The following is a 22,127-nucleotide window of genomic DNA, read 5'->3' on the forward strand; positions in this document are numbered from 1 at the left end:
CAAACCAACGGAGATCAAAAATGGCGAAGGTACTGGTCCTCTATTATTCGACCTACGGACATATCGAGACGATGGCCTATGCCATCGCGGAGGGCGCCCGCAGAGCCGGAGCCCATGTCGATGTCAAGCGGGTTCCCGAGACAGTTCCAGAGGAGATTGCCCGCAACAACCATTTCAAGTTGGACCAGCAAGCGCCGATCGCCACCGTCGCGGAACTGGCGGATTATGACGCCATCGTCGTCGGAACCGGCACCCGTTTCGGCCGCATCACCTCGCAGATGGCGGCCTTCCTCGACCAGGCCGGTGGTCTTTGGGCGCGGGGCGCGCTGAACGGCAAGATCGGCGGCGCCTTCGCTTCCAGCGCCACGCAGCATGGCGGGCAGGAAACCACTCTGTTCTCGATCATCACCAACCTCCTGCATTTCGGCATGATGATCGTCGGCCTTCCCTATAGCCACCAGGGTCAGATGATCGCCGACGAGATCGTCGGAGGCGCACCCTATGGTGCCACCACGGTGGCCGGCGGCGATGGATCGCGCCGGCCGACCGAAATCGATCTCGCTGGCGCACGCCATCAGGGCGAACTTGTGGCCGCCGCGGCCATCAAGGTCTTCGGCTAAGCCGATCGGCCGGAGGTTCACGCCTCCGACCTACCCCACCTTACCAAGAAAATCGCAACGGAAACATCGTCCCGCAGGCGCGGGCGAGGAGCGAAGCCATGCTTACGGATTTCGACGGCAAAGTGGTTCTGGTCACTGGCGCGGGCTCGGGGATCGGGCGGGAGGCGGCAAGGCTGTTTGCCGAGCGCGGCGCGCATGTTTTCGCGGCCGACCTCAACCGGAGCGGCCTTGAGGAAACGAAGGACATCGCAGCGGCGGGAAAGATCGAGATCGCCCGCGTTGACGTTTCGAGCGAAGAGGAGATGAAAGCCTTTCTCGCGGGCATCGAAAAGGATGCCGGCCGGCTGGATGCGGCATTCAACAATGCTGGCATCACAGGCGGCACTCACCGCATTGAGGACTACCCGACCGAGGACTTCGACCGGGTGCTGACCGTCAACCTGCGCAGTGTCTTCCTCGGCATGAAATACGAGATCCCGTTAATCGCGAAGACGGGTGCGGGCGCTATTACCAACACGGCCTCCGTCGCAGCACTGACCGGGCCGGGCGGCATGAGTGCCTATGCCGCCTCCAAACATGGCATCCACGGCCTGACACGCGTCGCGGCGATGGAGAACGCCAGCCGTAACATCCGCGTCAACGCACTTGCCCCCGGCTGGACCGAAACGCCGATGGTGGTGGCCAACAGCGCCCAAAACCCGGCCTTCGCCGAGCTTGCCCGAAAAGCTATCCCCGCCAAGCGGGGCGGCCAGCCGCGCGAACTCGCCGAGGTCGCCGTGTGGCTCAGTTCCCCAGCCGCAAGCTACGTCTTCGGCCAGATGATCGTCGTCGACGGCGGCATGACCATCGGCGGTTTCGAACTTTAACCCCTGACATCGAAGGATAAGACCATGACCAGAAGTGCAGAAAGCGAAGCGGCGATCGCAGTGGTTCGCCGGAACACCGAAGAGGTGCAGGGAAAGGGCAATTTCGCCGTCTTCGACGAGGTCTTTTCCGAGGATTTTCTCGACCACACGCCGCAGCCGAACATGGTGCCGGACAAGGAGGGTGTGCGCGGCCTCTATGCCGGTCTGCGCAAGGCTTTTCCAGATTTCCACGCGGTCATCCACTGGCAGACGGCCGAAGGCAACCTCGTGACAACCTTCAAGACCTACTACGGCACCCACCGGGGAACCTTCCTCGGCATCGAACCGACAGGCAAGACGATCCAGTTCGAGACGGTCGATGCCATGCGCGTCGTCGACGGCAAGATCACGGAACACTGGGGCGTCGCCAACCTCTATTCGCTCGTCGGCCAGCTCGGCCTCCAGCTTCAGCCGAAGGGCTGAGCCATCCCCTCATCCCGAAGGACCATTGCCATGAGTGACATTCTGAAGAACAAGGTGATCGTCGTGACCGGCGCTTCGAGCGGCATCGGCCGCGCCATCGCCATCCGCGCCGCCGAACATGGGGCGAAAGCCGTCATCGTCGCCGACATCACCGAGGCGCCGCGCGAAGGCGGCCGGCCGACGGTCGAGGAAATCGAGGCGATCGGTTCGGCCGCCCGTTTCGTGAAGACCGACGTCAGCAAACGCACCGACAATGATGCACTTATCGAAGCATCGGCCGAATTCGGCGGCGTCGACGTCATGGTCGCCAATGCCGGCATCACGCTGCGCACGGATGGCGCGGATGTGCCGGAAGACGATTACCACCGGCTGCTGTCGATCAATCTCGATGGCCCCCTGTTCGGCGCGCAAGCTGCCGCCCGCCAGATGAAGGCGAACGGCAAGGGCGGCAGCATCGTGCTGATGGCCAGCATGGGCGGCATATCGGGCGCCGGCATCACCGTCGCCTACTCCACCAGCAAGGGCGGCGTCGTGCTGATGGCGAAATCGCTTGCCGACGCGCTCGGCCCTGACGGCATCCGCGTCAACGCCGTGGCACCCGGAACCATCGATACCGAGCTTCTGCGCACCAGCCCTGGCATCGCCGAGGCATCGGAAGGGTTTCGCAAGCGCACGCCGCTACGCCGTCTCGGTCAGCCTTCCGAGATCGGAGACGCGGTCGCCTATCTCGGCTCAGACCTCTCCAGCTACGTCTCCGGCATCGCTCTTCTCGTGGATGGCGGCCTGCTGGCGGTCCTCTGACCTGCAAAGGATTCTTGACCATGAAAGCCCTTCGTTTTGAACAATTCGGCACACCGGATGTGCTTGTTCACCGGGACATCCCCGTTCCCGCGCTCAATGCCGGCGAGGTGCTGGTCAAGGTGCACGCGGCGGCGATCAATCCGAGCGACGTCAAGATCGTCAGCGGCCTGTTCGGCGGATCGGTTCCGCGCACGCCGGGGCGCGATTTTGCCGGCGTGGTCGTCGAGGGCGTGCTTGCAGGGAAGGACGTATGGGGCAGCGGCGCCGGCTTCGGTTTCCGCCGGGACGGCGCACATGCGGAATATGTCGTCCTTCCGGCAAGCTGGCTCTCTGAAAAGCCCGCCGGCCTGTCTATGGTCGAGGCCGCGGCGGTCGGGGCGCCCTTCATCACGGCCTGGCATGCGCTAGTCGATGTCGGCTCACTGAAGGCGGGCGAGACGCTGCTGATCACTGGCGGCCTCGGCGCCGTCGGACGTGCTGCCATACAGATCGCCCGCCATCTCGGTGCCCGCACCATCGTCGCAGCCAGAGGCAAAGCGGTGAGCGAGGCCGATGAGACCATCGACATCTCAAAGAAGGACCTGCCAGAGGCCGTGCGCGCCTTGACCTGGGGCAAAGGCGCGGATGTCGTGCTCGATGCGGTCGGCGGGCCACTCTTCGAGCCGGCGCTCAAATCGCTGGCGCTTGGCGGCCGCCAGCTTGTCATTACCAGTGTCGGACAGAAACGCGTCGAGTTCGATCTCGCCGATTTCTACCACAACCGGTCGAAACTGCTGGGGGTCGATACCGCCAAGCTCACCGGCGAAGAGATCGCCGGCCTTCTCGACAAGCTGAAGGTAGCCTTCGACGGCGCTTCCTTCAAGAAACCGCCGGTGCGGCCATGGCGCTTCGACCAGGCCGCCGACGCCTACCGCAGCACCGCCACAGGGGAGGCTGCGGAAAAGAATGTTCTCGTCATGCCCTGACCCGGCCTACCACCGGTTGGAATAGGTCATGTCATCGTCTTCCGCCTGCTTCTCAAAATGCGAAATCAGGAAGCGGCCGGCAGGGCCGGGCGGGACATCCGTGCGATGCACCGCCTGAAGCCGGTACGGCCCTCCCTTGCAATCGGGCAGGTCGAGATGAACGAGGCGGCCCGCCCGGATATCATCGCGCACCATCGGCTCGGGCATGTTGCCCCAGCCGATGCCCTCCTTCAGCAGCATATGCTTGGAGCCGAGGTCGGCCAGCCGCCAGGTGCGCGCGCTGACGACGCCGAGCTGGAACCCTTGCGTCAATGTCGAGCGATCCGTCAGCACCAGTTGCACATGTTCGCGCCCGGCCCCGGGGAGATTTTTTCCCGCCTTCGCCAAGGGATGAGACGGTGCGGCCACCGGAATGAGGTGGACGAAGCCGGCGCCGATCCGCTCCAATCCATCGACCTCGATGTCGAGCGGGCCGCTGATGCCGATCACCGCCCCACGGTTCAGCACCATTTGCGTGACCGCGCCCAAAGCCTCAACATAGAGATGCAGCGTCACGGAGGGGAAGGCTTCGCTGAAGGCTTTCAACGCATCGGTTACGCGCGAGGCGGGCAGCATGACATCCAGCGCGACATGGATTTCCGGCTCCACCCCTTCGAGCATGGCCCGTACTTTCGCCCGCAGCCCATTGACGCCGTTCGAGACGATCCGCGCCTCCGCCAGCACCGTTCGCCCCTCCGTGGTCAGCTGCGGCTTCTTCGTCGTGTCGCGATCGAACAGGGAAACGCCGAGTTGCGCTTCCAGATTGGCGATCGAATAGCTGATGACCGAGGTGGCACGCCCCAGCTTGCGCGCTGCCCCGGCAAAACTCCCGACATCCACCACCGTAAGAAACACCTTGAGCTGGTCAAGGGTCGGCACGCCGGGATTCTGCATATCTATTTCCTCGAACGTTTTCGTCCAATTTATGTCAGTTTTTTCCGCAAGCCACCAGCGGTAATTTGCAGCTCGACAGCAACATCCCCTCGCCTTCCGGCCGAGCCGGGATCGTTGAAGGAGTTTTGAAATGACATTCGCCTCGAATGCCCGCATCGAACAGATCATCCTTCCGGCGACGCGCGATCTCGGTGGTTTTTCGGTAAAACGCGCACTGCCCTCGCCGCTGCGGCGATCCGTTGGCCCCTTCATCTTCCTGGACAGTTTCGGGCCTGTGACCTTCGGCCCCGGTGCCGGCATCGATTCCCGGCCGCATCCGCATATCGGCCTTGCGACGATCAGCTATCTGATCGACGGCGAGATCATCCATCGCGACAGCGAGAATTACGTCCAGGCGATCAGACCCGGCGAGGTGAACGTGATGACCGCAGGCCGAGGCATCGTTCATTCCGAGCGCAGCAGCGATACGCTGCGGGAAACGGGAGGACGTTTGTTCGGCTTTCAAAGCTGGGTGGCGCTGCCGGTCAGCCACGAGGAAACCGACCCCGGCTTCCAGCATTTTGGCACAGGGGACCTGCCGCGCATCGAAGGCGAAGGCATCGATATGCGCCTGGTCGCCGGCTCGCTGCACGGCCGGCGCGCGCCAACAAGAACCTTCTCCGACCTGTTCAATGCCGACGTGGCGCTTGTCGCCGGCGCACGCTTCCGCGTCGACGGCGAGCATATCGAGCGGGCTGTCTTCGTGGTCAGCGGCACCATTGAAGTTTCCGGGCAGGACGAACGGTTTACCACGGACCAGCTGATCGTCTTCAAACCCGGCGCGGAAATCATCCTCAAGGCGATCGGGCCTGCGCGGCTGATGTTGCTGGGCGGCGAACCGCTTGCCGAGAAGCGACACATCTTCTGGAACTTCGTGTCGAGCCGCCGCGAACGCATCGAGCAGGCGGCCCTCGACTGGCGGAACCGCGTGTTCCCGGGCGTGCCGGGAGAAACCGAGTTCACGCCGCTGCCCGTTGGGCCGGCGAACATAGCGTAACCTATCCCCAACCAACAAACCCAAAAGGAAATCGACCATGACTTACGCAATCATCGGCTCGGGCGCGATCGGCTCGGCTCTCCTCACGCAATTCTCGTCGAAGGGCATACCGGTCAAGGTGGCCAACAGCCGCGGTGCTGCATCGCTGGATGCCACCGCAACGAAATTCGGCAAAACGGTGGTCCCCACCGACATCGCGGACGCGCTCGCGCAGGATATCATCATCCTCGCCGTGCCGTTTACGGCGGTGCCTGATCTGGCGAAGATTCGTAAGGACTGGACGGGCACGATCGTCGTCGACGCGACGAATGCGATCAAGTTCCCGGAATTCCGCCCCGCCGATCTCGGTGGCAAGCTTTCGAGCGATATCGTCGCCGAGGCTCTGCCCGGGGCGAAAGTAGTCAAGGCCTTCAACACGATCCCGGCCGCGGTGCTGGCTGCGGATCCCGCCGAAGCGTCGGGGCGTAGGGTCGTCGTGCTATCCGGTAACGATGAAGACGCAAACACCAGTGTCGCGGGTCTTGTCGAGATGCTTGGCTTTGCCGCCTTGAACCTCGGAAGCCTCAAGGCCGCGGCGCCTGTGCAGCAGTTCGGTGGTCCGTTGGTCGCCGTCAACCTGATCAAGAAGAGCTGACGCGGCCCCTCGGCCATCGATTCCCACGTCCGATCTTCGACCCCCTGTCGCCCAACGGCGTCGACATCGTCTACGAACTGGTGGGCGCAGCGACCTTTACCGCTACGCTGAGCACGATCCGCGATGGCGGGACGATCGCCCTGATCGGCGTGGCATCCGCCTCGTGCGCGGCAGCACTGGCCAGCATGTAACGAAGGACAACCTGCAAGCCGGCGCCGACGAAGTGTTTGAAGCCTGGCGGAACGGAGTGTTCGGTACGGTCAGCGCTCAAAAATATCCGCTGTCCGAGGCGCGCGCATGCCGACATTCTCGAACGCCGCAGCGGCGGTCCGATGGTGCTCGTCCCCTGATCCCTACTTGGAAGGAAACCTCATGTCCGATTGTGACAATCTCCATCCCGGCTTCCGGGACATCGCAAAGGCCGAATATGGTTGTCGCCAGCACCGGCGCCTTTCCCTAGTGGAAGCGCTTGCCGCAATTGTTGTCCTGCTGCTCGTCCTCGTGACCAATTTTCACCGCTCGACCAACGACACCAATGCGGAGGCAACGCCCATGGTAGCCGCTCTCGGCAATACCAGTGCGGAGTTCGCGCCAGATCATTGCCGGGAGTGCTTCCCCGCTCTGCAGTTGCAGGGAAGATGACGGGCATCACCGTGGAAGGTGACGCCATTTTTCCATGCGCTCGCTGAAATCGAGCACGTCGCCATCGGCGGCAAAGACGCCGTCGCCGCGGTGATGCAGGGTTCGCCGCTCTTTGCGGTCCGTGTCGACCCACAGCCGTTCGGCTTCGAGAATGAAGAGGTTGTAGGCGTCTACGGTATCGACGACCCTGCATTCGATGTTGGCAAGGCATTCGCCGATCAGGGGTGCGGCGACGCTGCGGGCCGGCTGTAGCGTCAGGCCGAAGCGTTCAAATTTGTCGACGGTATCGCCTGAGCAATTGCCGATATCGACGACCGTCCTTGTAAGATCGATGGTCGGGATGGCAATGACGCATTCGCCGGTCGACCTGAGCGCACTGTAGCTGTGATCCCAGGGCCCGATCACGCAGCCGATCAGCGGCGGCTCGTGCTGGATCATCATGTGGAAGCCCATCGTCATAATGTTGGGCTTGCCCTGGTGGCTGGTCGTCACGAGCACGATCGGACCTGGTTCGAGCTGGCGAAAGGCCCCGGAGGCCGGTACTTCCTTCATGGGAAAACTCCTTGATCGTCGCCCTCCCCATCCTGGACAGGAAGGGCGATGTCTAACGATAGGGTTACCAGCCTTGTTCGACCGGCAGGACGAAGAGTTCGGCAACGTTGACGTGGGCCGGCGCCTGCGCGGCGAACAGGATGGTCTCGGCAATGTCGGCGCTTTGCAGGAAAGTCATCTGTTTGGCGAGATCGTCCATCTGCTGGCGGTAGCCGGGGTCCGTGATCTGGTCGTAGAGTTCGGTCGCAACCGCGCCCGGCTGGATGCAGGTGACGCGGATATTGTGCTTCTGGCCGACCTCCATGCGCAGCCCGTCGGAGAAGGCGGTCACGGCATGCTTCGTCGCGCAATAGACCGACAGCCCCTTGAACACCTTGCGGCCGGCGATCGATGACGTGTTGAAGATGTGGCCGGAGTGCTGTTTGATCATCTGCGGCAGCACGGCCGCCGTCGTGTTCAGCAGGCCCTTCACGTTGACGTCGACCATGCGAAGCCATTCGGAGGTCTTGAACTGGTCGATGTCGGAAAGCGGCATCAGGCCGGCATTGTTAAAGAGAATGTCGATCGCGCCATAGGCATCGACCAGCGTCTTGACACCGGCTTCGACGGAGGCCGGGTCGACCACATCCATCTCGATGACGAGCGCTTCGCCGCCCTTTTTCGTGATCTCGGCCTTCAGTTCTTCCAGCCGATCGGTGCGCCGGGCGGCGATGCCGACCTTCACACCGGCTCCGGCGAGCGCAAGCGCCGTTGCCGCGCCGATGCCGCTCGATGCGCCGGTTACCAGCGCGACTTTACCGTTTATGTTCGTCATGATCTGTCTCCTTGTTGCTTGCAAACCCGCTCCGGAAGCGGAGAGGTGTTCGCTTTCGACAAGGAGAAATCTATAAAACCAGGGCGTTTTCCTCTCTCGGCGGCTTGCCGAGGCTGTCGGGATTTTGCTCCAATCGCTGCTGACGGGCCGCCTGCAGCCTAGCCCCTGCGATAGTCGCTTGGCGAAAGGCCCGTTTCGCGGCGGAAAATCTGAGCGAAGTGGCTGGGGCTGGAATAGCCGACCGTCAGGCCGATCTCGATGATGCTGGTGTCGGTTTCCTGCAGCAGTTGTTGGGCCTTGGCCACCCGTTGCCGGATGAAATAGTGGGAGGGGGGAAAGCCGGTCGCTTTCTTGAACAACCGGCTGAAATGAAATTCGCTGATGCCGACCTCCTGCGCCAGGCGGCCGAGGTCGAACGGTTCGTCCAGCCGGTCCTCCATGAAGGCGATCGCCCGCCTGAGCTTTGCGCCGGGTAAGGCGTTTTGTTGACGCATCTCGGTATCGACGATCGCGTAGTGGCGCACGAGATGGACGGCAAGGCACTGCGCCAGCCCTTCGACATAAAGCGGGCTGCCTCCGCCATCGGCCGCCAGTTCCTCGTGGAGAAGGCTCAGGATATGTGAGAGCGTCGTGTCGCGGCCGCCGGAGACGTCCCTCAACGTCACGTTCCCGCCGTCCTTGCCGAACATCGCTTCGACCACCCGCTCAAACAGCGGCACGGAGACATAGAGGTGCATCACGCGGAAGGGCTGATCGCCCTCGGCTTGCCAGCGCATTTCATAGGGAACGGGCGAGCATGTCAGGAAGAAATCGCCAACCTCAACGCGGTTTGCCATCCACTCGCCGCCAAGATCCCGCTCTTCGACGACCGCACTTCCGGACATGATCCAGACGATGAGCGGCTCGGCGACAGCAGGCACCAAGAAGGGATGCTGAACGCGGTGGCGCGACAGTACCTGCACGAAGACGTCTCTCCATGCCGGCCCATCGCCGCTGACCAGCGTGTTTCCGCTAATATAGTTTTCGAGCCCGACGGGAGAGGTCCGCCCGGGAATTGGCGGGCCGGCGGATGGTTCGTCCAAAGCCATGATCGTGTCCCCCCATCGGCGGCTCACGCCAATGTGGCGCTGGAAACAAAGATATCCAGCGCCACAGAAAAGGAAAGAACCGAGGCTTCGCCGCTTAATCCGCTTGTCTACAATGCGGCAATGCCCCCCTTACCATGCCATCTCAACATCCGTGGAGGATACCGGCCTATGCCTACAATCATTCGCAATGCAGAGACCCGTGATCTCTCCTTGATAGAGAGGCTGTTCGAGTGCCCACCGTGTCCAAAAGACACGGGGCTCAAGATTTAGATTTTCTAACAAAGAACACAACGCCAGCCTGATTGTCAGTTCCTGAACGGCACGAATAATGAGCTTCATCATGGGGTGGGCGAGTGGAGATTTACCAAAAGCGTATGGAACACTGTCAGCTCGAACCATCTCATTCCGTTGCATGCGCTCGCGACGAGCGTTGCCAAGGTGGCTTGCCTGCCGATCCCGTCGGCCATGAAATCGACTGCATCTTCAAACCTCCGCTGCGCGCTCGATCGCAGACGGTGGCAGACGGAGCGCACCGCGCCATGAGCAGCAATCAAAAGGATAGTGAAACATATGTCGGCTGACTTGGATGCCCGGTTCCGCCCCTTCAAAGTCGTCGCAAAGGTGCGTGAAAGCTCAACCATCACGTCCTTTCATCTGGCCCCTCTGGATCGCCAGCATTGGCAACCTTTCGAGGCCGGGCAGTTTCTCACCATTCAGGTTCCGCAGCCGCTGACCGGCGGATACGTCGTCCGCAACTATACGGTCTCGTCGGCGCCCAGCGATGAAGGTAAGTATCGCATTACCGTAAAGAGAGAGGCTGCCCCGACGCCAGGCGCGCCCGACGGCTTGGCATCGTGCTGGCTGCATGACACGGTTGAAGAGGGTGCGATCGTCAACATTGCCGGTCCACGCGGCGCCTTCAAACTCAATAAAGCCAGCAACAGACCTGTCATCCTCTTGTCCGGTGGCGTCGGCCTAACCCCGACGGTCTCGATGCTGCAAGTGCTGGCGACGGAAAGCAATCGTCCGGTCTGGTTCATACATGCCTGCGACGGCGGAGCCGTCCATGCGCTCGACAAAGAAGTCGAAGTTTTGGCGGCCAGCAGGGCCGGTATTCACCTTCACTATTGCTACCGCTTTCCCAGCGACGACGATGTACGACAGGGCCGCTTCCATTCGACGGGATTTATCGCGCGGGAAACGCTGCAAAAGCTGCTGCCGCTCGACGATTGTGAAGTCTACATGTGCGGGCCACCGCCCTTCATGCAGGCAATGTATGATCTGCTGTCGTCCCTCGGCGTCGACGGCAAAAGAATTGCCTACGAGTTTTTCGGACCTTCGTCGCTGCTATCACCGTCTCAGCAACGAGACACGCCCGCCGCAGATACACCCATCCCCGAGCCCGTAAGCGATGCGACCGACAACGGCATCGAAATCACCCTGCAAAAATCGGAGGCGAAGTTCGCATGGGATGGGTCTTCGGTATCGTTACTGAGTTTCCTTGAAGCTCAAGGCATCGAGCCGTCGTTTTCCTGCCGGGCAGGCGTCTGCGGAAGCTGTCTCCAGGGCCTGGTTTCTGGAGAGGTGGACTATGTCGAAGAACCTCTCGATGACGTGCCACCGGGCCGGGTTCTCCTCTGTTGTACCAAGCCTGTGAGCTCGATCGTTCTTGATCTCTGAGCCGAAATCGACCCGAAATTCATCTCTCAATTCTATGGAATAGTGATCAGTATGCTCCGACTCAATCCGAACGTCGCCGAACTGCCGCCCTACAATGCTGGTATGAATATTGCGGTTGCGCGGAATAGAACCGGCCTTACCGATATCGCAGCCCTTGCCAGCAATGAGAACCCGCATGGGTGTTCACCTGATGTAGCAACCGCGTTGGCGCAGCTGGATCCCTCCCGATACGCCGATCCGGCCTGTACCGCTCTGCGCAATGCTCTCGGCAAAAAGCTAGACATCGCCACAAGCCGTATTGTGGTCGGCAACGGCTCGGAGGAGATGATCGCAGCCGTTTGCCGAGCGGTATTGCGGCCCTTTTCCACCGTCATGACGGTATCGCCCGGTTTCGGGCTTCATGAAATCGAAGCACGGGCAAATGGTGCAAAAGTCGTCAAGGTATCGATGACGGAAGACCTCAAATTCGATATCGAGGCTCTCATCGATGCGCTGCGAAAAAAGCCGTCGATCTTCTTTCTCTCCTCCCCCTCCAATCCCGTTGGTCCGGCACTTGATAGAGACGGCCTTTCCCGTCTCATCGCCGCAACACCCAGGGAAACGCTGCTGGTATTGGACGAGGCCTATTTCGAGTTTTGCGACGCGAAGACGCCGGACGGCCTGCAATTGCTATCAGGCAGTGGAATTTCCCATGTCGTGCTTCGAACATTCTCAAAGGCCTATGGCTTGGCCGGGCTGCGCGTCGGCTATGCCACAGCGTCCGACGAACGATTGGCGCAGGCGATCTCATCCGCCAAGACACCCTTCAACGTCAATGCAGCCGCGCAGCTTGCAGCGGTGGCAGCACTTGGAGACGAGGGCTGGATGCGTCATTCGGTGGCCAAGGTTACCGCGGAACGCGATCGCATGGCCCATAAAGTCCACTCCCTCCGCCTGTTCGCACCGGAATCGCAGACGAACTTTCTCTTCATCGACGCCGGTTGCGACAGCGCCACTGCATTCGATCATTTCCTGTCGCATGGGATCATTGTGAAGCCCTGGAAAGAGCCGGGATTCGAAACGTTCATCCGCGTTACGATCGGTCTGCCCATCGACAATGATCGCTTTCTCGATGCCTTGAGGCTGCTGAAGGCAAAACATCCTGAAGCGAGAACCGCATGATGAGCGGAGCAACGATCGAGGGACCGACGGCGCTATCATCTTCCTTCCTTGGTGAAATTCGCCAGATTGTCGGCGCTGGCAACTTGAAGGAAGGCGAAGCGATTGCGGCTCTGGATTACGGCGTCGCTGCGGGAAATCTCGGTGCAACGGCTGTTGTCCTTCCTGCTTCCACAGAGGAGATTGCGGCGATCGTGAGATGTGCGCTTGCCCATCGTGTGCCGATCATCACACAGGGCGGGCGAACAGGACTTGTCGGTGGTGGGCTCTCGTCGCCTGGGCAACTCGTTCTTTCGACCAGCCGGCTGAACCGCATTGTCCAGCTTTCCCCGATCGAGCGGGTCGCGGTTGTCGAAGCCGGCGTGACGTTGCAATCGCTGCAAGCAGCATCCGCCGAACACCGGCTTGAGCCCGGAATCGATTTGCCCTCACGAGGCTCGGCGACCATTGGCGGCATGGTATCGACAAATGCCGGCGGCATATCCGCCTTTCGATATGGCGTCATGCGTCATCGGGTTCTGGGAATGGAAGCCGTGCTGCCGGACGGCTCGATCTATTCCGACCTGACGCGGGTAGTGAAGAACGCGGCGGGATATGATCTCAAGCACCTGTTTATCGGCGCGGAGGGAACGCTGGGCATCGTGACGCGAATAGCCCTTAAATTGGAACCGCTGCCTGCCGCGACCGCGACCGCCCTCTTCGGCCTGCCGTCAGTCGCGGCAGCGCTCGACGTCACAAATTCCGGCCTTGCCGTTCATCACGGTCATTTGCGCGCCGCCGAAGCGATCTGGAGGTCTTATTTTCAGCTCACCTCGAGCGAACACCTTTGGTCTGCGGTCGATTATGACCCCAATCATCCCGTCAACCTGCTGATTTCACTCGGCGGTGGCGACGAGGAACAGCTTCAGATGGAGCTGGCACAGATCTATGAGAAGGTGGCGGAAAAATACCCTGAGATCTCGGCGGTGGTCGCCGCGTCTCAGGCACAGGAGGCACAGCTGTGGAGGTTGAGGGAGGATACCGATCTCATTTATCGCAAGCATGCCGGCGCTCCCTCTTACGACATATCCGTGCCGCTATCGGAGATAGACAGCTATTTGCGCCGCTGCCTGTCCGAGCTGCATCGTATCGACCCACAGTTCGATCCTTATGTCTTCGGCCATCTCGCTGACGGTAACCTGCACATTGTGTTGAATGCTTCAGCCGCAAACATGCCGCCTGAAAAGACGGCCGCGGTGGAGGCCGTGCTTTACGGCGGGATCGCGGCTATCGGAGGATCCTTCTCGGCGGAACACGGCATTGGGTCGAAGAGGGTTCACTCTCTCCGCGAAACGGCCGATCCGACAAAGTTTGCTTTCATGAAGCAAATAAGAGCCGCCATCGATGCCGCTTCCATCCTCAATCCGCGCAAAGTGACCGGATAGCCGGCGGATTAAAAAAACCGCGCCTCCTTGCGAAGGCGCGGCGAGGAAAAAGAGTTGCTTAGCCGATCCGGTCAATCCGCCAGAACACCGTTCTTCTTTGCGGTCCAGGTCGCAACATAGTCCATCAGGCCCGGTGACAGGCAATCATAGGGCTCCAGCCCCACTTCCTTCAACCTTGCACGCACGGCCCCCATCTGCGCCGGCGCGAAGCCAGCTTCGATGATCGACGAGACAAATGCGGCAAAGCCGGGTGCGGCCCAGCCCTTTTCTTCGAACCGCTCGGGATGAATGAAGGACAGGCCCTTGAAAGCGTGATCCCGCTCGACGGGGCCGTACATATGCACCCCGCACTCCTGGCAGGCGTGACGTTGGATCAGGGCGTTTGCATCGACGACCTTGAGCTTGGCGTCACCTTCAAGCACGGTGACATTCTCGGTGGGCGTGACGGCAACGACTGAGAAATTGGCGCCTTCGGGCTTCCAGCACTTGGTGCAGCCGCAGGCGTGGTTGTGAGCCACCTGCCCCTTGATACGGATTTTCACAGGATGGGCGGCGCAGGCACAGATAAGCGTCCCGCCAGCAAAATCGGCGCTCTCCGGCGCGATGCCGTTGTCGATAGCCGGGTGGATGGAGATAGCATGGGACATCATATTTCCTCCGTTTCGATGTCATTTCTTCAGGCAAAGTCTCTGGTGCGAGCGACAGGATTGTACGGGGCCATTGCGGCCAGCCGAGCCGCACCTCGCGACCATCTGGCGTGAAAGTCGCAATAAAATGTGCGGAGCGTAGCGCCCCAGAATTCTCGCACATGGTCGCTGAATGGAGCGCCAGTGCGGATGAGACGTAGCGGCGGGTATATCGTAAGCGAACCTTAGCATTGTTCGGAGCGCTTTTCGTCACGCTGAGCAACATCCGGTTGTCAGTAAATCACAGACCCTCGACACTCTCCCCGGGGTCCCTTTCCTATCCTCAGCGTATCAGGTCAATGGCCCCAAAACGGTTCCTCGACGCCCATCAACGTCCTTCGTGCCGCATCAAATGGCGCTCGAGTGTCCGGACGAGCGCGATGAGAATGAGGTTGATGACGAGGTAAATAGCGCCGGCGATCGCGAAAATCTCAAAGATCGCGTAGGTTTGGCTCATCAAGCGCTTGGCATATCCGGTGATTTCAAGAACGGTAATCGTCGAGGCCAGACTCGTTCCTTTAACGACCAGAACGAGTTCGTTGCCATAGGCGGGCAGCGCCTGCCGGATTGCCAGCGGAAACTCGATGCGGCGAAAGCGCAGCAATGGCGACATGCCGCCGGCTTTCGCAGCTTCTTTGAGACCCGCCGGTATTGACATCAGCCCGCCTCGCAGGATCTCCGAGGTATAGGCGGCCGTATTGAGCGCCAGTGCCATGACAGCGCAGCGCGTGGCATCGCCTATCACCCACCAGGCGATGGCATTGCCTCTTACAAATGGCAGCTGTGCAAGGCCATAATAAAACAGAAACAACTGCACCAAAAGCGGCGTCCCACGGAAGGCCATGCTGTAATATCTTGCGAAGGCCGCAAGAAATCTGTTTTCGGACAAGCGCATCAGCGCCAGGCCAAGGCCGAGGTTGAAGCCGATCAATACCGACACGACGGTAAGGACAGCTGTCGTCAAAAGCCCGCGTGCAAGCACCGGAACAGTCTGTTGAATCAATTCGAAATCCATCGGCTTACTTCCTTGATCGGAGCTGGAGGAAGCGCTCGGCGGAGTTGAACCCCGTCTGACTAACCACCGTGATCAGTAGGTACACGACGGCAGCAATCAGAAAGAAAATCAGCGGATGTCGCGTAGTTCCGGCGCCGATAAACGCAATCCGCATCAACTCCTGCAGCCCAACAACGGATACGAGTGCAGTATCTTTAATGGTTGTCTGCCATATATTGTTCATGCCGGGGATCGCTATCCGTAGCATCTGCGGCACGATTATTCGCCTGAAGATACGGCGGCCGGGAATACCGAGCGCGCGAGCAGCCTCGATATGACCGCTTGGAATTGATGCCAGCGCGCCGCGGATGACCTCGGTGGAATAGGCGCCGGAAATGGTGCCGATTGCGACGACAGCGATGATGAACGCATATCCGCTGTCCGCCAGACCGGCATAGCCGAATGCCGACGCGACCTTCGTCACGAATTCAACCGACGAGAAGAACAGCAGGTAAATGATAAGCAGCTCCGGCACCCCTCGCACGATCGAGGTGTAGACATCGATCACAAGCGTCAAAGGGAAGATCCTCGCCCATTTGACGACGCCGCAGACGACCCCGATGCCGATGCCGGCCATCATGCTGACGATGCCGACTGCTATCGTGATTGCAGCTCCCTGCAGAATAGCTGTCACCCAGCCATTCTGCCAAACTTGCATGAGACCAAAATCCATTGGATCTGCCTTAGAATTGCGCCGAGCAGCCCCCAAGACCAATTTGGATCTGGGGAATGCTGCAGCATGTCTGGATAGTGCGGACCTTCACGCTCTATCGCCATTGAGCGTGAACGAAGGCAAGGCGAACGCCTCGCACTTTAAGCGAGTGCGAGGCTAGGCATCCGTTAGTCGCAAGGCCGGGAAATATCAGACTTGAACCATTTCTTGCTTGCCTTGCCGATGGAACCATCGGCCACCAATGCGCAAAGCGCCTTGTCGATCTTGGCCTTCAGATCGGTATTTTCCTTGGCAATGCCGACACCGAGACCTTCACCAAGCGACGGATCGAACTTGCCCGGGATCTTCACATCGACAAACTGAAAATCCTTGCCGTCCGGCTTGGCCAGGAAATCCTGCAGTGCCGATGCATCCGCAAAAGCCGCGTCGACGCGACCGCTGGCGAGATCGATCTGCAAATTGTCGAGTGTGTCATATGTTTTCAGGTTGGCCTTCGGCACGCGCTTCTCGATGAAGTGCGCGTGCGTCGTTCCCGTCTGCACGCCAACCGTCTTGCCATCCAGCGCCTTCAGGAGGCTGTCGACATCCTTGATGCCGGCCAGATCAGATGTTTTCGGCACGACGAACATATTGGCGAGATCGGCATATCCGACGGAAAAGTTGATTTCCTTCTTGCGATCCGCGGTAATCGACATTCCGGAAATGATGACATCGAAACGCTTTGCCTTCAGCGCCGGTATGAGGCCATCAAAGGCCTGCACGACGAAATGGCATTTCATCTGCAGCTTGGTGCAAAGCAGGTTGCCGACATCAGCATCGAAGCCGGTGACGTTTCCAGCGGCATCGGCCATGCTCCACGGAGGATAGGCACCTTCGGTTCCGATGGACAATTCCCCTTCGGCCGCGCAGGCGCTGCCGGCAAAACCGGCGAGCAACGCGATGAGTGACAGGACTTTGAAATTCATCTGCAATTCCCCTTATTGATTTTTCGTTTGGGTATTTGCCGGGCTTCGACCCGGCAATTTGGATCAGCCGCCGGTCATAGTGTCCGCGATAGGAACTGGCGTAGGCGTTCCGATCGCGGATTGCTGAACAACTCTGCTGGGGTACTCTCCTCCTCCACTTTTCCTTGGTGCAGGAAGAGAATCTTGTGCGATACCTCGCGCGCGAACTGCATCTCGTGCGTCACGAGGATCATGGTGTTGCCTTCTTCCGCCAGTTGGCGGATCACCCGAAGCACTTCACCGACGAGTTCCGGATCAAGCGCCGACGTCGGCTCATCGAGCAGGATCACTTTCGGCTTCATCGCCAGCGTTCGCGCAATGGCGGCACGCTGTTGCTGTCCGCCGGAAAGCTGCCCGGGATATTGAGCATGCTTCTCGGAGAGCCCGACTTTCTTCAGGAGTTGATGCGCGTGATCCACGGCATCGGAGCGCCGCTCGCCGAGCACATGCACGGGCGCCTCTATGATGTTCTCGAGGACCGACATATGCGGCCAGAGATTGAAATTCTGGAAGACCATTCCGACACGAGCGCGAATGCGCTCCACCTGACGCATGTCTGCGGGTATGGATCTACCGCCCCCGAGGGCCTTCATGCGTATCTCTTCGCCGTCGACGACGATGCGGCCCCTGCTGGGCTGTTCGAGAAGGTTAATACAGCGCAGAAACGTGCTTTTTCCCGATCCCGACGAACCGATCATCGATACGACCTCGCCCGGATCGGCGGTCAGTCCGACACCGGTCAAAACCTCGTGCGTACCGAAGCTCTTATGCAAATCGTGAACTTCGACGGCCGGCCGCTCGTTCCTCTTGGCCTTTACGGGAACCGCCGGCGGCCATTCGGGCACCGCTGTATTGGCCACCGCCGGCTCGCTGCCTGAAGTCGGACGACCGATGGCGTTCAGTTCCGTCAAGGCACGATCGAAATAGCGAAGGCTTGTTGCCAGACAGTTGCGTTGCCATTCCGGATCTTGCGGGATGAATGCTGCTCTCAAGGTATCCTTGATCTTCTGTCCGAGCGGTGATGCGACGGAACCATAGAGATGCAGCCAATTGTCGGCCTGCACCGCGTCCATGACGACGGACCCTTCTAGAGTTCCGCACTCGATGACAAGAGGCATCACGCGGCTTTGAGGCAAAGCCTTGCGCACTGCCGCTGACACATAGCCGGTTGCGGTGGCAGCAATACCGGTATCAGTCGTGGCAGCAATTCCCGTCTTTACGATCGAGAGCGCCGGCCCATAAATGCTCTTTCCCCACCGCAAACCATCGTGATCAACTTCCGCCACCGATAGGAGCGCCGGATAGCCATAGGGTCCGGCACCCGTATGCAGGTCGAAAACGATCACATCCGAAGCCTGCTGGGAAAACGTGCGCAGAATGTCGTTGAGCGTGCGGTTCGACCAAACGGGACCGTCGCCACCGTAGAACATTCCCTCGGGAAATTCGTACTGCCCCGCATTGACGATTGCGGCTATCCCGGCATGCCCGCCCAAGGACTTTTTCGCTTGGGCAAACAGCTCCTCGGCTCGATCCCGTTTCGGTCCGACCCATTCGGCACAAACAAGCGCCTGATGAAGTTCAGCGTATTTTTCATTTCGCGGAACGCTACCGTCCCAATCGATAAAGTTCCGATTGAGATCGACATTGTCTTCGTTGACCCGTCTGCTCCAGGCAGTTCCCCAAGGGTTGATCAGGTGGACGAACAGAATTGCAGTGTCTTTCGGCAGTTGCCACGGACAGTTTGCCGACAGCCACTCGGCCTGACAGGCCGAACCGAATTGGCCCTCCACCCCATGCGTGCCGGAGATGATAACGAGCATCTTCGATGCGTTCCGCTCGCCCAGATGCGCGACATCCGTGAAGAGACCTTCCCCATCCGGTCCATGGAGAGGGTGCTGATATTCAAACAATGTCGCATTGGCTCGCCGGGCCGCGGCCAGGAACCGTTGCCGCAATACTCCATAGCTCACTGAGTAAAGCTCAGCCTGCCGGATATGGCGCATCAGATGGTACTCCCACTTTGAGTGGACGACGGACCAGGTCCGTCATTCTCTTTTTTGTTCCCAAGATTTTTATTGTGCGTCTCGACAGGCCAAAGCCATTGTGAGGTTATTTTGCGAGCCGAGACGGCATTCGCTAGGCACCTGCACGGCGCTGTTGCGCGTCCCGAGTCATTCCGCAGCAACGCGGTTGGCGCCCTCGCCTTCAATCATTTGCGCCAGCCTGCGGCGAAAGCGGAGTGGCCCGACATCGATCTTGAGGTCCAGGTTCGGGGTCTGCATAGTTGCGATACCGTGATGAACCGCCTCGAGCACAACACGGTCTTCCTCAAAGGCACCCCGCACGGATTTGGCAAATCGCGCCGACACATCCGCATCATCGGGAGCAAAGTTGCGCATCTGAAACCAGTAATATTTGGTGCGGTTCTCATCCACCGGCGTCATGAAATTATAGCTGTCCATGAGGAAGGTATTCGACGGCAGATCCCGCCCTTCGCCGCCGGCCCCGGACGGTGTGAAAATTGCCTTGATGATCGCATTGCTCGGATAGCGAACTTCATAATGCTGCTTGCGATCACATTTGCCTTCGAACTGCAGGAAGGGCGCATAGAAAGGCGCCGGGTCCGAATCCAGCATCCAGCGCCAGACCGTGACACCATCGCTCTTCACGGTGGTTTCCAGCGGCGTTTCCTCGCAGGCAGAACTTGCAAACGAGCTTTGATGCACCCAGGCGACATGCGACGGATCGAGAAGATTGTCAGTCATGTAGAGGTAATTGCAGTTGAGCGTCATCGACTCGCCGCGATTGACGCCCCAAGCCGGGTCGTCGAAATGTTCGACGTGAAAGATATCAGCCGGATCGGCCTTCTCGGCCTCTCCCATCCAGACCCAAACGAGCCCGTACCGCTCTTCGACAGGATAGGAGCGAACGCGGGCCACATGAGGGATACGCTCTGCCCCTGGGACGCGCGTACAGGTGCCGGAACAGTCGAACGTCAGTCCATGATAGCCGCATTCGACGTCATCTCCCTTAATTCGCCCCATAGATAGCGGCAGTTTACGATGAGGACAGGCATCCTCCAGCGCAGCGATCTTGCCGTCCTGCCGCCGGTAGAGAACAAGATTCTCGCCAAGCATTGTGACCGACTTGAGTTCGCGACAGATTTCGTAATCCCAGGTAGCGACATACCAGGCATTCTTGAGAAACATTGAGGCCTCCTGTTCCTTGCTCGACAAGGTGAAGTATTTTCGTTGGGAACAGCGGCCACAAGCGCCTCGCCATTACGTTCTAGTTTAGATAATCTAAACTAGATGCTTGGAATGGAGATCCTTGAACGTGACTATGCCCCCACTTCACGCCTTGCAGGCATTTGAAGCAGTTGGTCGCTGCGGAACCATGACCACCGCTGCAAAAGAACTGGGCGTGACGCCGAGTGCCGTCAGCCAACAGGTACGAAAGTTGGAGGAGTGTCTAGGCGTTACGCTCCTGGAGCGAATAGGACGACGCGTCGAGATGACCTCATGGGGTGTTCTTCTTCACAAGGAAATTGCCGTGGGATTCGCCCAGCTGACGCACTCCGTCGAGGTGCTCGAACGTGCCCGCAGCCAGAGTGGTATCGTCCTCACCGCTCTGAGCTCAGTGGTCAACAAATGGATCGGCCGAAAGATCTTCGAGTGGAAGGTCCTCCACCCGGACGCCAATGTCAGAATCATTGGAAAAGACGAAGAGCCGAGAATGGCCGATGGCCAAAGTGATTTCCGCATCACTTACGGAAAAAGGGCGGAGGTTCACACCCACTTCACCGTGCTTTACACCGATTGGGTGGTCCCTGCCTGTTCGCCACGGCTGCTTGGAATGCACAAGCTGAATGCCCCTGCGGATATCCTCACCTTTCCCTTGTTGAACATCGAGTGGGAATCACATTACAGCCGCCCGCCGCAATGGAGTGAATGGGCACAGCTCGTCGGCGCCGCCTGCAATGATAAGCCCTCCGGCCTTTTCTTCGCATTGTCGAGCAATGCGATCGACGCGGCGGTGAACGGCCACGGCTTCGTCCTCGGACAGGTGTCGATGATCGAGGACGAGCTGAACGCCGGTACGCTCGTCGTTCCCTATGACATTCGCATGCCATTGCCGGAAAGCTATTACCTTGCCTGGGACCGAGCAGCACTCGAGAAACCCTATGGGAAAGAGTTTCACACCTGGGTCATGTCCATCGCAAAGAAACAATCCGTCCGATCGGCCCCAAAATCCAATTCTGTTGTTTAGACGCAATAAGTGGTGCCTCGACGAGGCCGCCATCAACATCAGCGAAAAGGAGTCCTGGCTCCGTCGAGATGTATCACGATTGCGCTGGCCGGTTCCCCATATGAAATTCACGACGCCTTGCGAGCGTCGTGAATATTTTTGTATTTCGCTTGTGACTGATCGCACGATAGTTATCGTGCCACAGCCATTAGCTCGCGTGATAAGCCGCAATGACCGCAGAGACTTGATCTGTGTTCATGGCTTGCAGCTGCGTCGCCGTAATGGCGTGCACCTGGTCGCTCGACATGCTCCCGATATCCGTTGTCGAGAGACCACCGAGTGCGGTCGTGCTGATGGCGGCGATGTCGGATGTTGAGAAGGCCGCAATGTCGGCTGTCGACAAAGCACCGATCTGGCTCGAATTCAAAGCAGCGGTCTGTGCCGTGCTCAGAGCCCCGACCTGAGCGGAGCTCAAAGCACCGACCTGGGCGGTCGACAGACCGGTGACAGACTTCGATGTGAGAGCGCCGATTTGCGTGGTCGAAAGACCCGCGACATTGTCGGTGGTCAGAGCTGCAACCTGTGTCGCATTGAGGGTAGCGACCTGAGCCGTGGTCAATGCACCGACCTGTGTCGAGGTGAGCGCATGGACCTGGGTGGTCTTCAGGGCTGCGACCTGAGCCGTGGTCAGGGCTGCAGCCTGGTCGGACGACAGGGCGGCAACATTGGCCGTCGACAGACCGCCGAGAGCCGGGGTATTGATGGCGGCGATGTCGGCCGTCGAAAG

General features: G+C 59.7%; 23 protein-coding genes and 2 pseudogenes. 12 read left to right on the forward strand and 13 right to left on the reverse strand.

Features of this window, described 5'->3' with window-relative positions; genetic code table 11:
• The first annotated feature begins 20 nt into the window (after positions 1–20).
• From wrbA to GA0061102_RS24565, 5 genes are all read left to right on the forward strand, one after another.
• Positions 21–620, forward strand: a complete 600-nt coding sequence (wrbA, locus tag GA0061102_RS24545) for an NAD(P)H:quinone oxidoreductase (RefSeq protein WP_092854056.1) — start codon at positions 21–23, stop codon at positions 618–620.
• A gap of 98 nt (positions 621–718) precedes the next feature.
• Positions 719–1,486, forward strand: a complete 768-nt coding sequence (locus GA0061102_RS24550; RefSeq protein WP_092854057.1) for an SDR family NAD(P)-dependent oxidoreductase — start codon at positions 719–721, stop codon at positions 1,484–1,486.
• A gap of 24 nt (positions 1,487–1,510) precedes the next feature.
• A complete protein-coding gene (locus GA0061102_RS24555; RefSeq protein ID WP_092854058.1) occupies positions 1,511–1,948 on the forward strand; it encodes an ester cyclase in 438 nt (145 codons plus the stop codon).
• Between the two features lie 24 nt (positions 1,949–1,972).
• Positions 1,973–2,749 (forward strand): SDR family oxidoreductase, encoded by a 777-nt coding sequence (locus GA0061102_RS24560; RefSeq protein ID WP_092854059.1) that lies wholly within the window; start codon positions 1,973–1,975, stop codon positions 2,747–2,749.
• Between the two features lie 20 nt (positions 2,750–2,769).
• On the forward strand, positions 2,770–3,714 hold the full coding sequence (locus GA0061102_RS24565; RefSeq protein ID WP_092854060.1) for a quinone oxidoreductase family protein: 945 nt from the start codon (positions 2,770–2,772) through the stop codon (positions 3,712–3,714).
• Positions 3,715–3,720: 6 nt separating this feature from the next.
• On the opposite strand, the gene GA0061102_RS24570 is transcribed toward GA0061102_RS24565, so the two are convergent.
• Positions 3,721–4,647 (reverse strand): LysR family transcriptional regulator, encoded by a 927-nt coding sequence (locus GA0061102_RS24570; RefSeq protein WP_092854061.1) that lies wholly within the window; start codon positions 4,645–4,647, stop codon positions 3,721–3,723.
• 130 nt (positions 4,648–4,777) lie between these two features.
• Between GA0061102_RS24570 and GA0061102_RS24575 the strand changes: the two genes are divergently transcribed.
• Both GA0061102_RS24575 and GA0061102_RS24580 read left to right on the forward strand, forming a co-directional pair.
• Entirely contained in the window at positions 4,778–5,683 is a 906-nt protein-coding gene (locus GA0061102_RS24575; protein ID WP_092854062.1) for a pirin family protein, read from the forward strand.
• 37 nt (positions 5,684–5,720) lie between these two features.
• On the forward strand, positions 5,721–6,317 hold the full coding sequence (locus GA0061102_RS24580; RefSeq protein WP_092854063.1) for an NADPH-dependent F420 reductase: 597 nt from the start codon (positions 5,721–5,723) through the stop codon (positions 6,315–6,317).
• 70 nt (positions 6,318–6,387) lie between these two features.
• Here GA0061102_RS24580 and GA0061102_RS24585 read toward each other — a convergent pair whose 3' ends face one another.
• Positions 6,388–6,588, reverse strand: a complete 201-nt coding sequence (locus tag GA0061102_RS24585) for a hypothetical protein (protein WP_139115103.1) — start codon at positions 6,586–6,588, stop codon at positions 6,388–6,390.
• 101 nt (positions 6,589–6,689) lie between these two features.
• Here GA0061102_RS24585 and GA0061102_RS24590 point away from each other — a divergent pair, with 101 nt between their 5' ends.
• Positions 6,690–6,959 (forward strand): hypothetical protein, encoded by a 270-nt coding sequence (locus tag GA0061102_RS24590; protein ID WP_092854065.1) that lies wholly within the window; start codon positions 6,690–6,692, stop codon positions 6,957–6,959.
• Positions 6,960–6,965: 6 nt separating this feature from the next.
• On the opposite strand, the gene GA0061102_RS24595 is transcribed toward GA0061102_RS24590, so the two are convergent.
• The 3 genes from GA0061102_RS24595 to GA0061102_RS24605 all read right to left on the reverse strand — a co-directional run bounded on the left by GA0061102_RS24595 (position 6,966) and on the right by GA0061102_RS24605 (position 9,413).
• On the reverse strand, positions 6,966–7,511 hold the full coding sequence (locus GA0061102_RS24595) for a flavin reductase family protein (RefSeq protein ID WP_092854066.1): 546 nt from the start codon (positions 7,509–7,511) through the stop codon (positions 6,966–6,968).
• Positions 7,512–7,575: 64 nt separating this feature from the next.
• Positions 7,576–8,325, reverse strand: coding sequence for an SDR family oxidoreductase (locus GA0061102_RS24600; protein ID WP_092854067.1), 750 nt, complete (start codon positions 8,323–8,325; stop codon positions 7,576–7,578).
• 158 nt (positions 8,326–8,483) lie between these two features.
• On the reverse strand, positions 8,484–9,413 hold the full coding sequence (locus GA0061102_RS24605) for an AraC family transcriptional regulator (RefSeq protein WP_092854068.1): 930 nt from the start codon (positions 9,411–9,413) through the stop codon (positions 8,484–8,486).
• A gap of 570 nt (positions 9,414–9,983) precedes the next feature.
• Here GA0061102_RS24605 and GA0061102_RS24615 point away from each other — a divergent pair.
• From GA0061102_RS24615 to GA0061102_RS24625, 3 genes are read left to right on the forward strand one after another with little or no spacing between them, the layout of a single operon-like run.
• Complete coding sequence (locus GA0061102_RS24615) at positions 9,984–11,093, forward strand: FAD-binding oxidoreductase (protein ID WP_092854072.1); 1,110 nt, start codon at positions 9,984–9,986, stop codon at positions 11,091–11,093.
• Between the two features lie 42 nt (positions 11,094–11,135).
• Complete coding sequence (hisC, locus tag GA0061102_RS24620) at positions 11,136–12,254, forward strand: histidinol-phosphate transaminase (RefSeq protein WP_092854074.1); 1,119 nt, start codon at positions 11,136–11,138, stop codon at positions 12,252–12,254.
• The gene (locus GA0061102_RS24625) at positions 12,254–13,675 is read left to right on the forward strand and encodes an FAD-binding oxidoreductase (protein WP_092854094.1); all 1,422 of its coding nucleotides are present in this window, start codon (positions 12,254–12,256) and stop codon (positions 13,673–13,675) included. The genes hisC and GA0061102_RS24625 overlap by 1 nt, the downstream gene beginning before the upstream one ends.
• A gap of 71 nt (positions 13,676–13,746) precedes the next feature.
• On the opposite strand, the gene gfa is transcribed toward GA0061102_RS24625, so the two are convergent.
• The 7 genes and pseudogenes from gfa to GA0061102_RS24655 form a co-directional block, all read right to left on the reverse strand.
• Entirely contained in the window at positions 13,747–14,322 is a 576-nt protein-coding gene (gene gfa, locus GA0061102_RS24630) for an S-(hydroxymethyl)glutathione synthase (RefSeq protein ID WP_092854076.1), read from the reverse strand.
• 367 nt (positions 14,323–14,689) lie between these two features.
• Entirely contained in the window at positions 14,690–15,376 is a 687-nt protein-coding gene (locus GA0061102_RS24635) for an ABC transporter permease (protein ID WP_092854078.1), read from the reverse strand.
• 4 nt (positions 15,377–15,380) lie between these two features.
• On the reverse strand, positions 15,381–16,088 hold the full coding sequence (locus GA0061102_RS24640) for an ABC transporter permease (protein ID WP_092854080.1): 708 nt from the start codon (positions 16,086–16,088) through the stop codon (positions 15,381–15,383).
• A 167-nt stretch (positions 16,089–16,255) separates the two neighbouring features.
• Entirely contained in the window at positions 16,256–17,053 is a 798-nt protein-coding gene (locus tag GA0061102_RS24645; protein ID WP_092854082.1) for a transporter substrate-binding domain-containing protein, read from the reverse strand.
• 74 nt (positions 17,054–17,127) lie between these two features.
• On the reverse strand, positions 17,128–17,937 hold the full coding sequence (locus tag GA0061102_RS33660; protein WP_280949841.1) for an ABC transporter ATP-binding protein: 810 nt from the start codon (positions 17,935–17,937) through the stop codon (positions 17,128–17,130).
• 153 nt (positions 17,938–18,090) lie between these two features.
• Positions 18,091–19,095: pseudogene (locus GA0061102_RS33665) on the reverse strand (DUF2817 domain-containing protein); the annotation flags it as partial.
• Between the two features lie 168 nt (positions 19,096–19,263).
• Positions 19,264–20,301 carry an aromatic ring-hydroxylating dioxygenase subunit alpha gene (locus GA0061102_RS24655; protein ID WP_092854086.1) on the reverse strand — a complete coding sequence of 346 codons (1,038 nt, stop codon included), beginning with the start codon at positions 20,299–20,301 and terminating at the stop codon, positions 19,264–19,266.
• 133 nt (positions 20,302–20,434) lie between these two features.
• Here GA0061102_RS24655 and GA0061102_RS24660 point away from each other — a divergent pair, with 133 nt between their 5' ends.
• Positions 20,435–21,361: a LysR family transcriptional regulator gene (locus GA0061102_RS24660; RefSeq protein ID WP_092854088.1), complete on the forward strand. Its 927-nt coding sequence runs from the start codon at positions 20,435–20,437 to the stop codon at positions 21,359–21,361.
• A 187-nt stretch (positions 21,362–21,548) separates the two neighbouring features.
• Here the strand turns inward: GA0061102_RS24660 and GA0061102_RS33000 are convergent.
• Positions 21,549–22,127: pseudogene (locus GA0061102_RS33000) on the reverse strand (beta strand repeat-containing protein); the annotation flags it as partial.

It is taken from the genome of Martinezella miluonensis, from assembly GCF_900094545.1.
Taxonomy (GTDB): domain Bacteria; phylum Pseudomonadota; class Alphaproteobacteria; order Rhizobiales; family Rhizobiaceae; genus Rhizobium; species Rhizobium miluonense.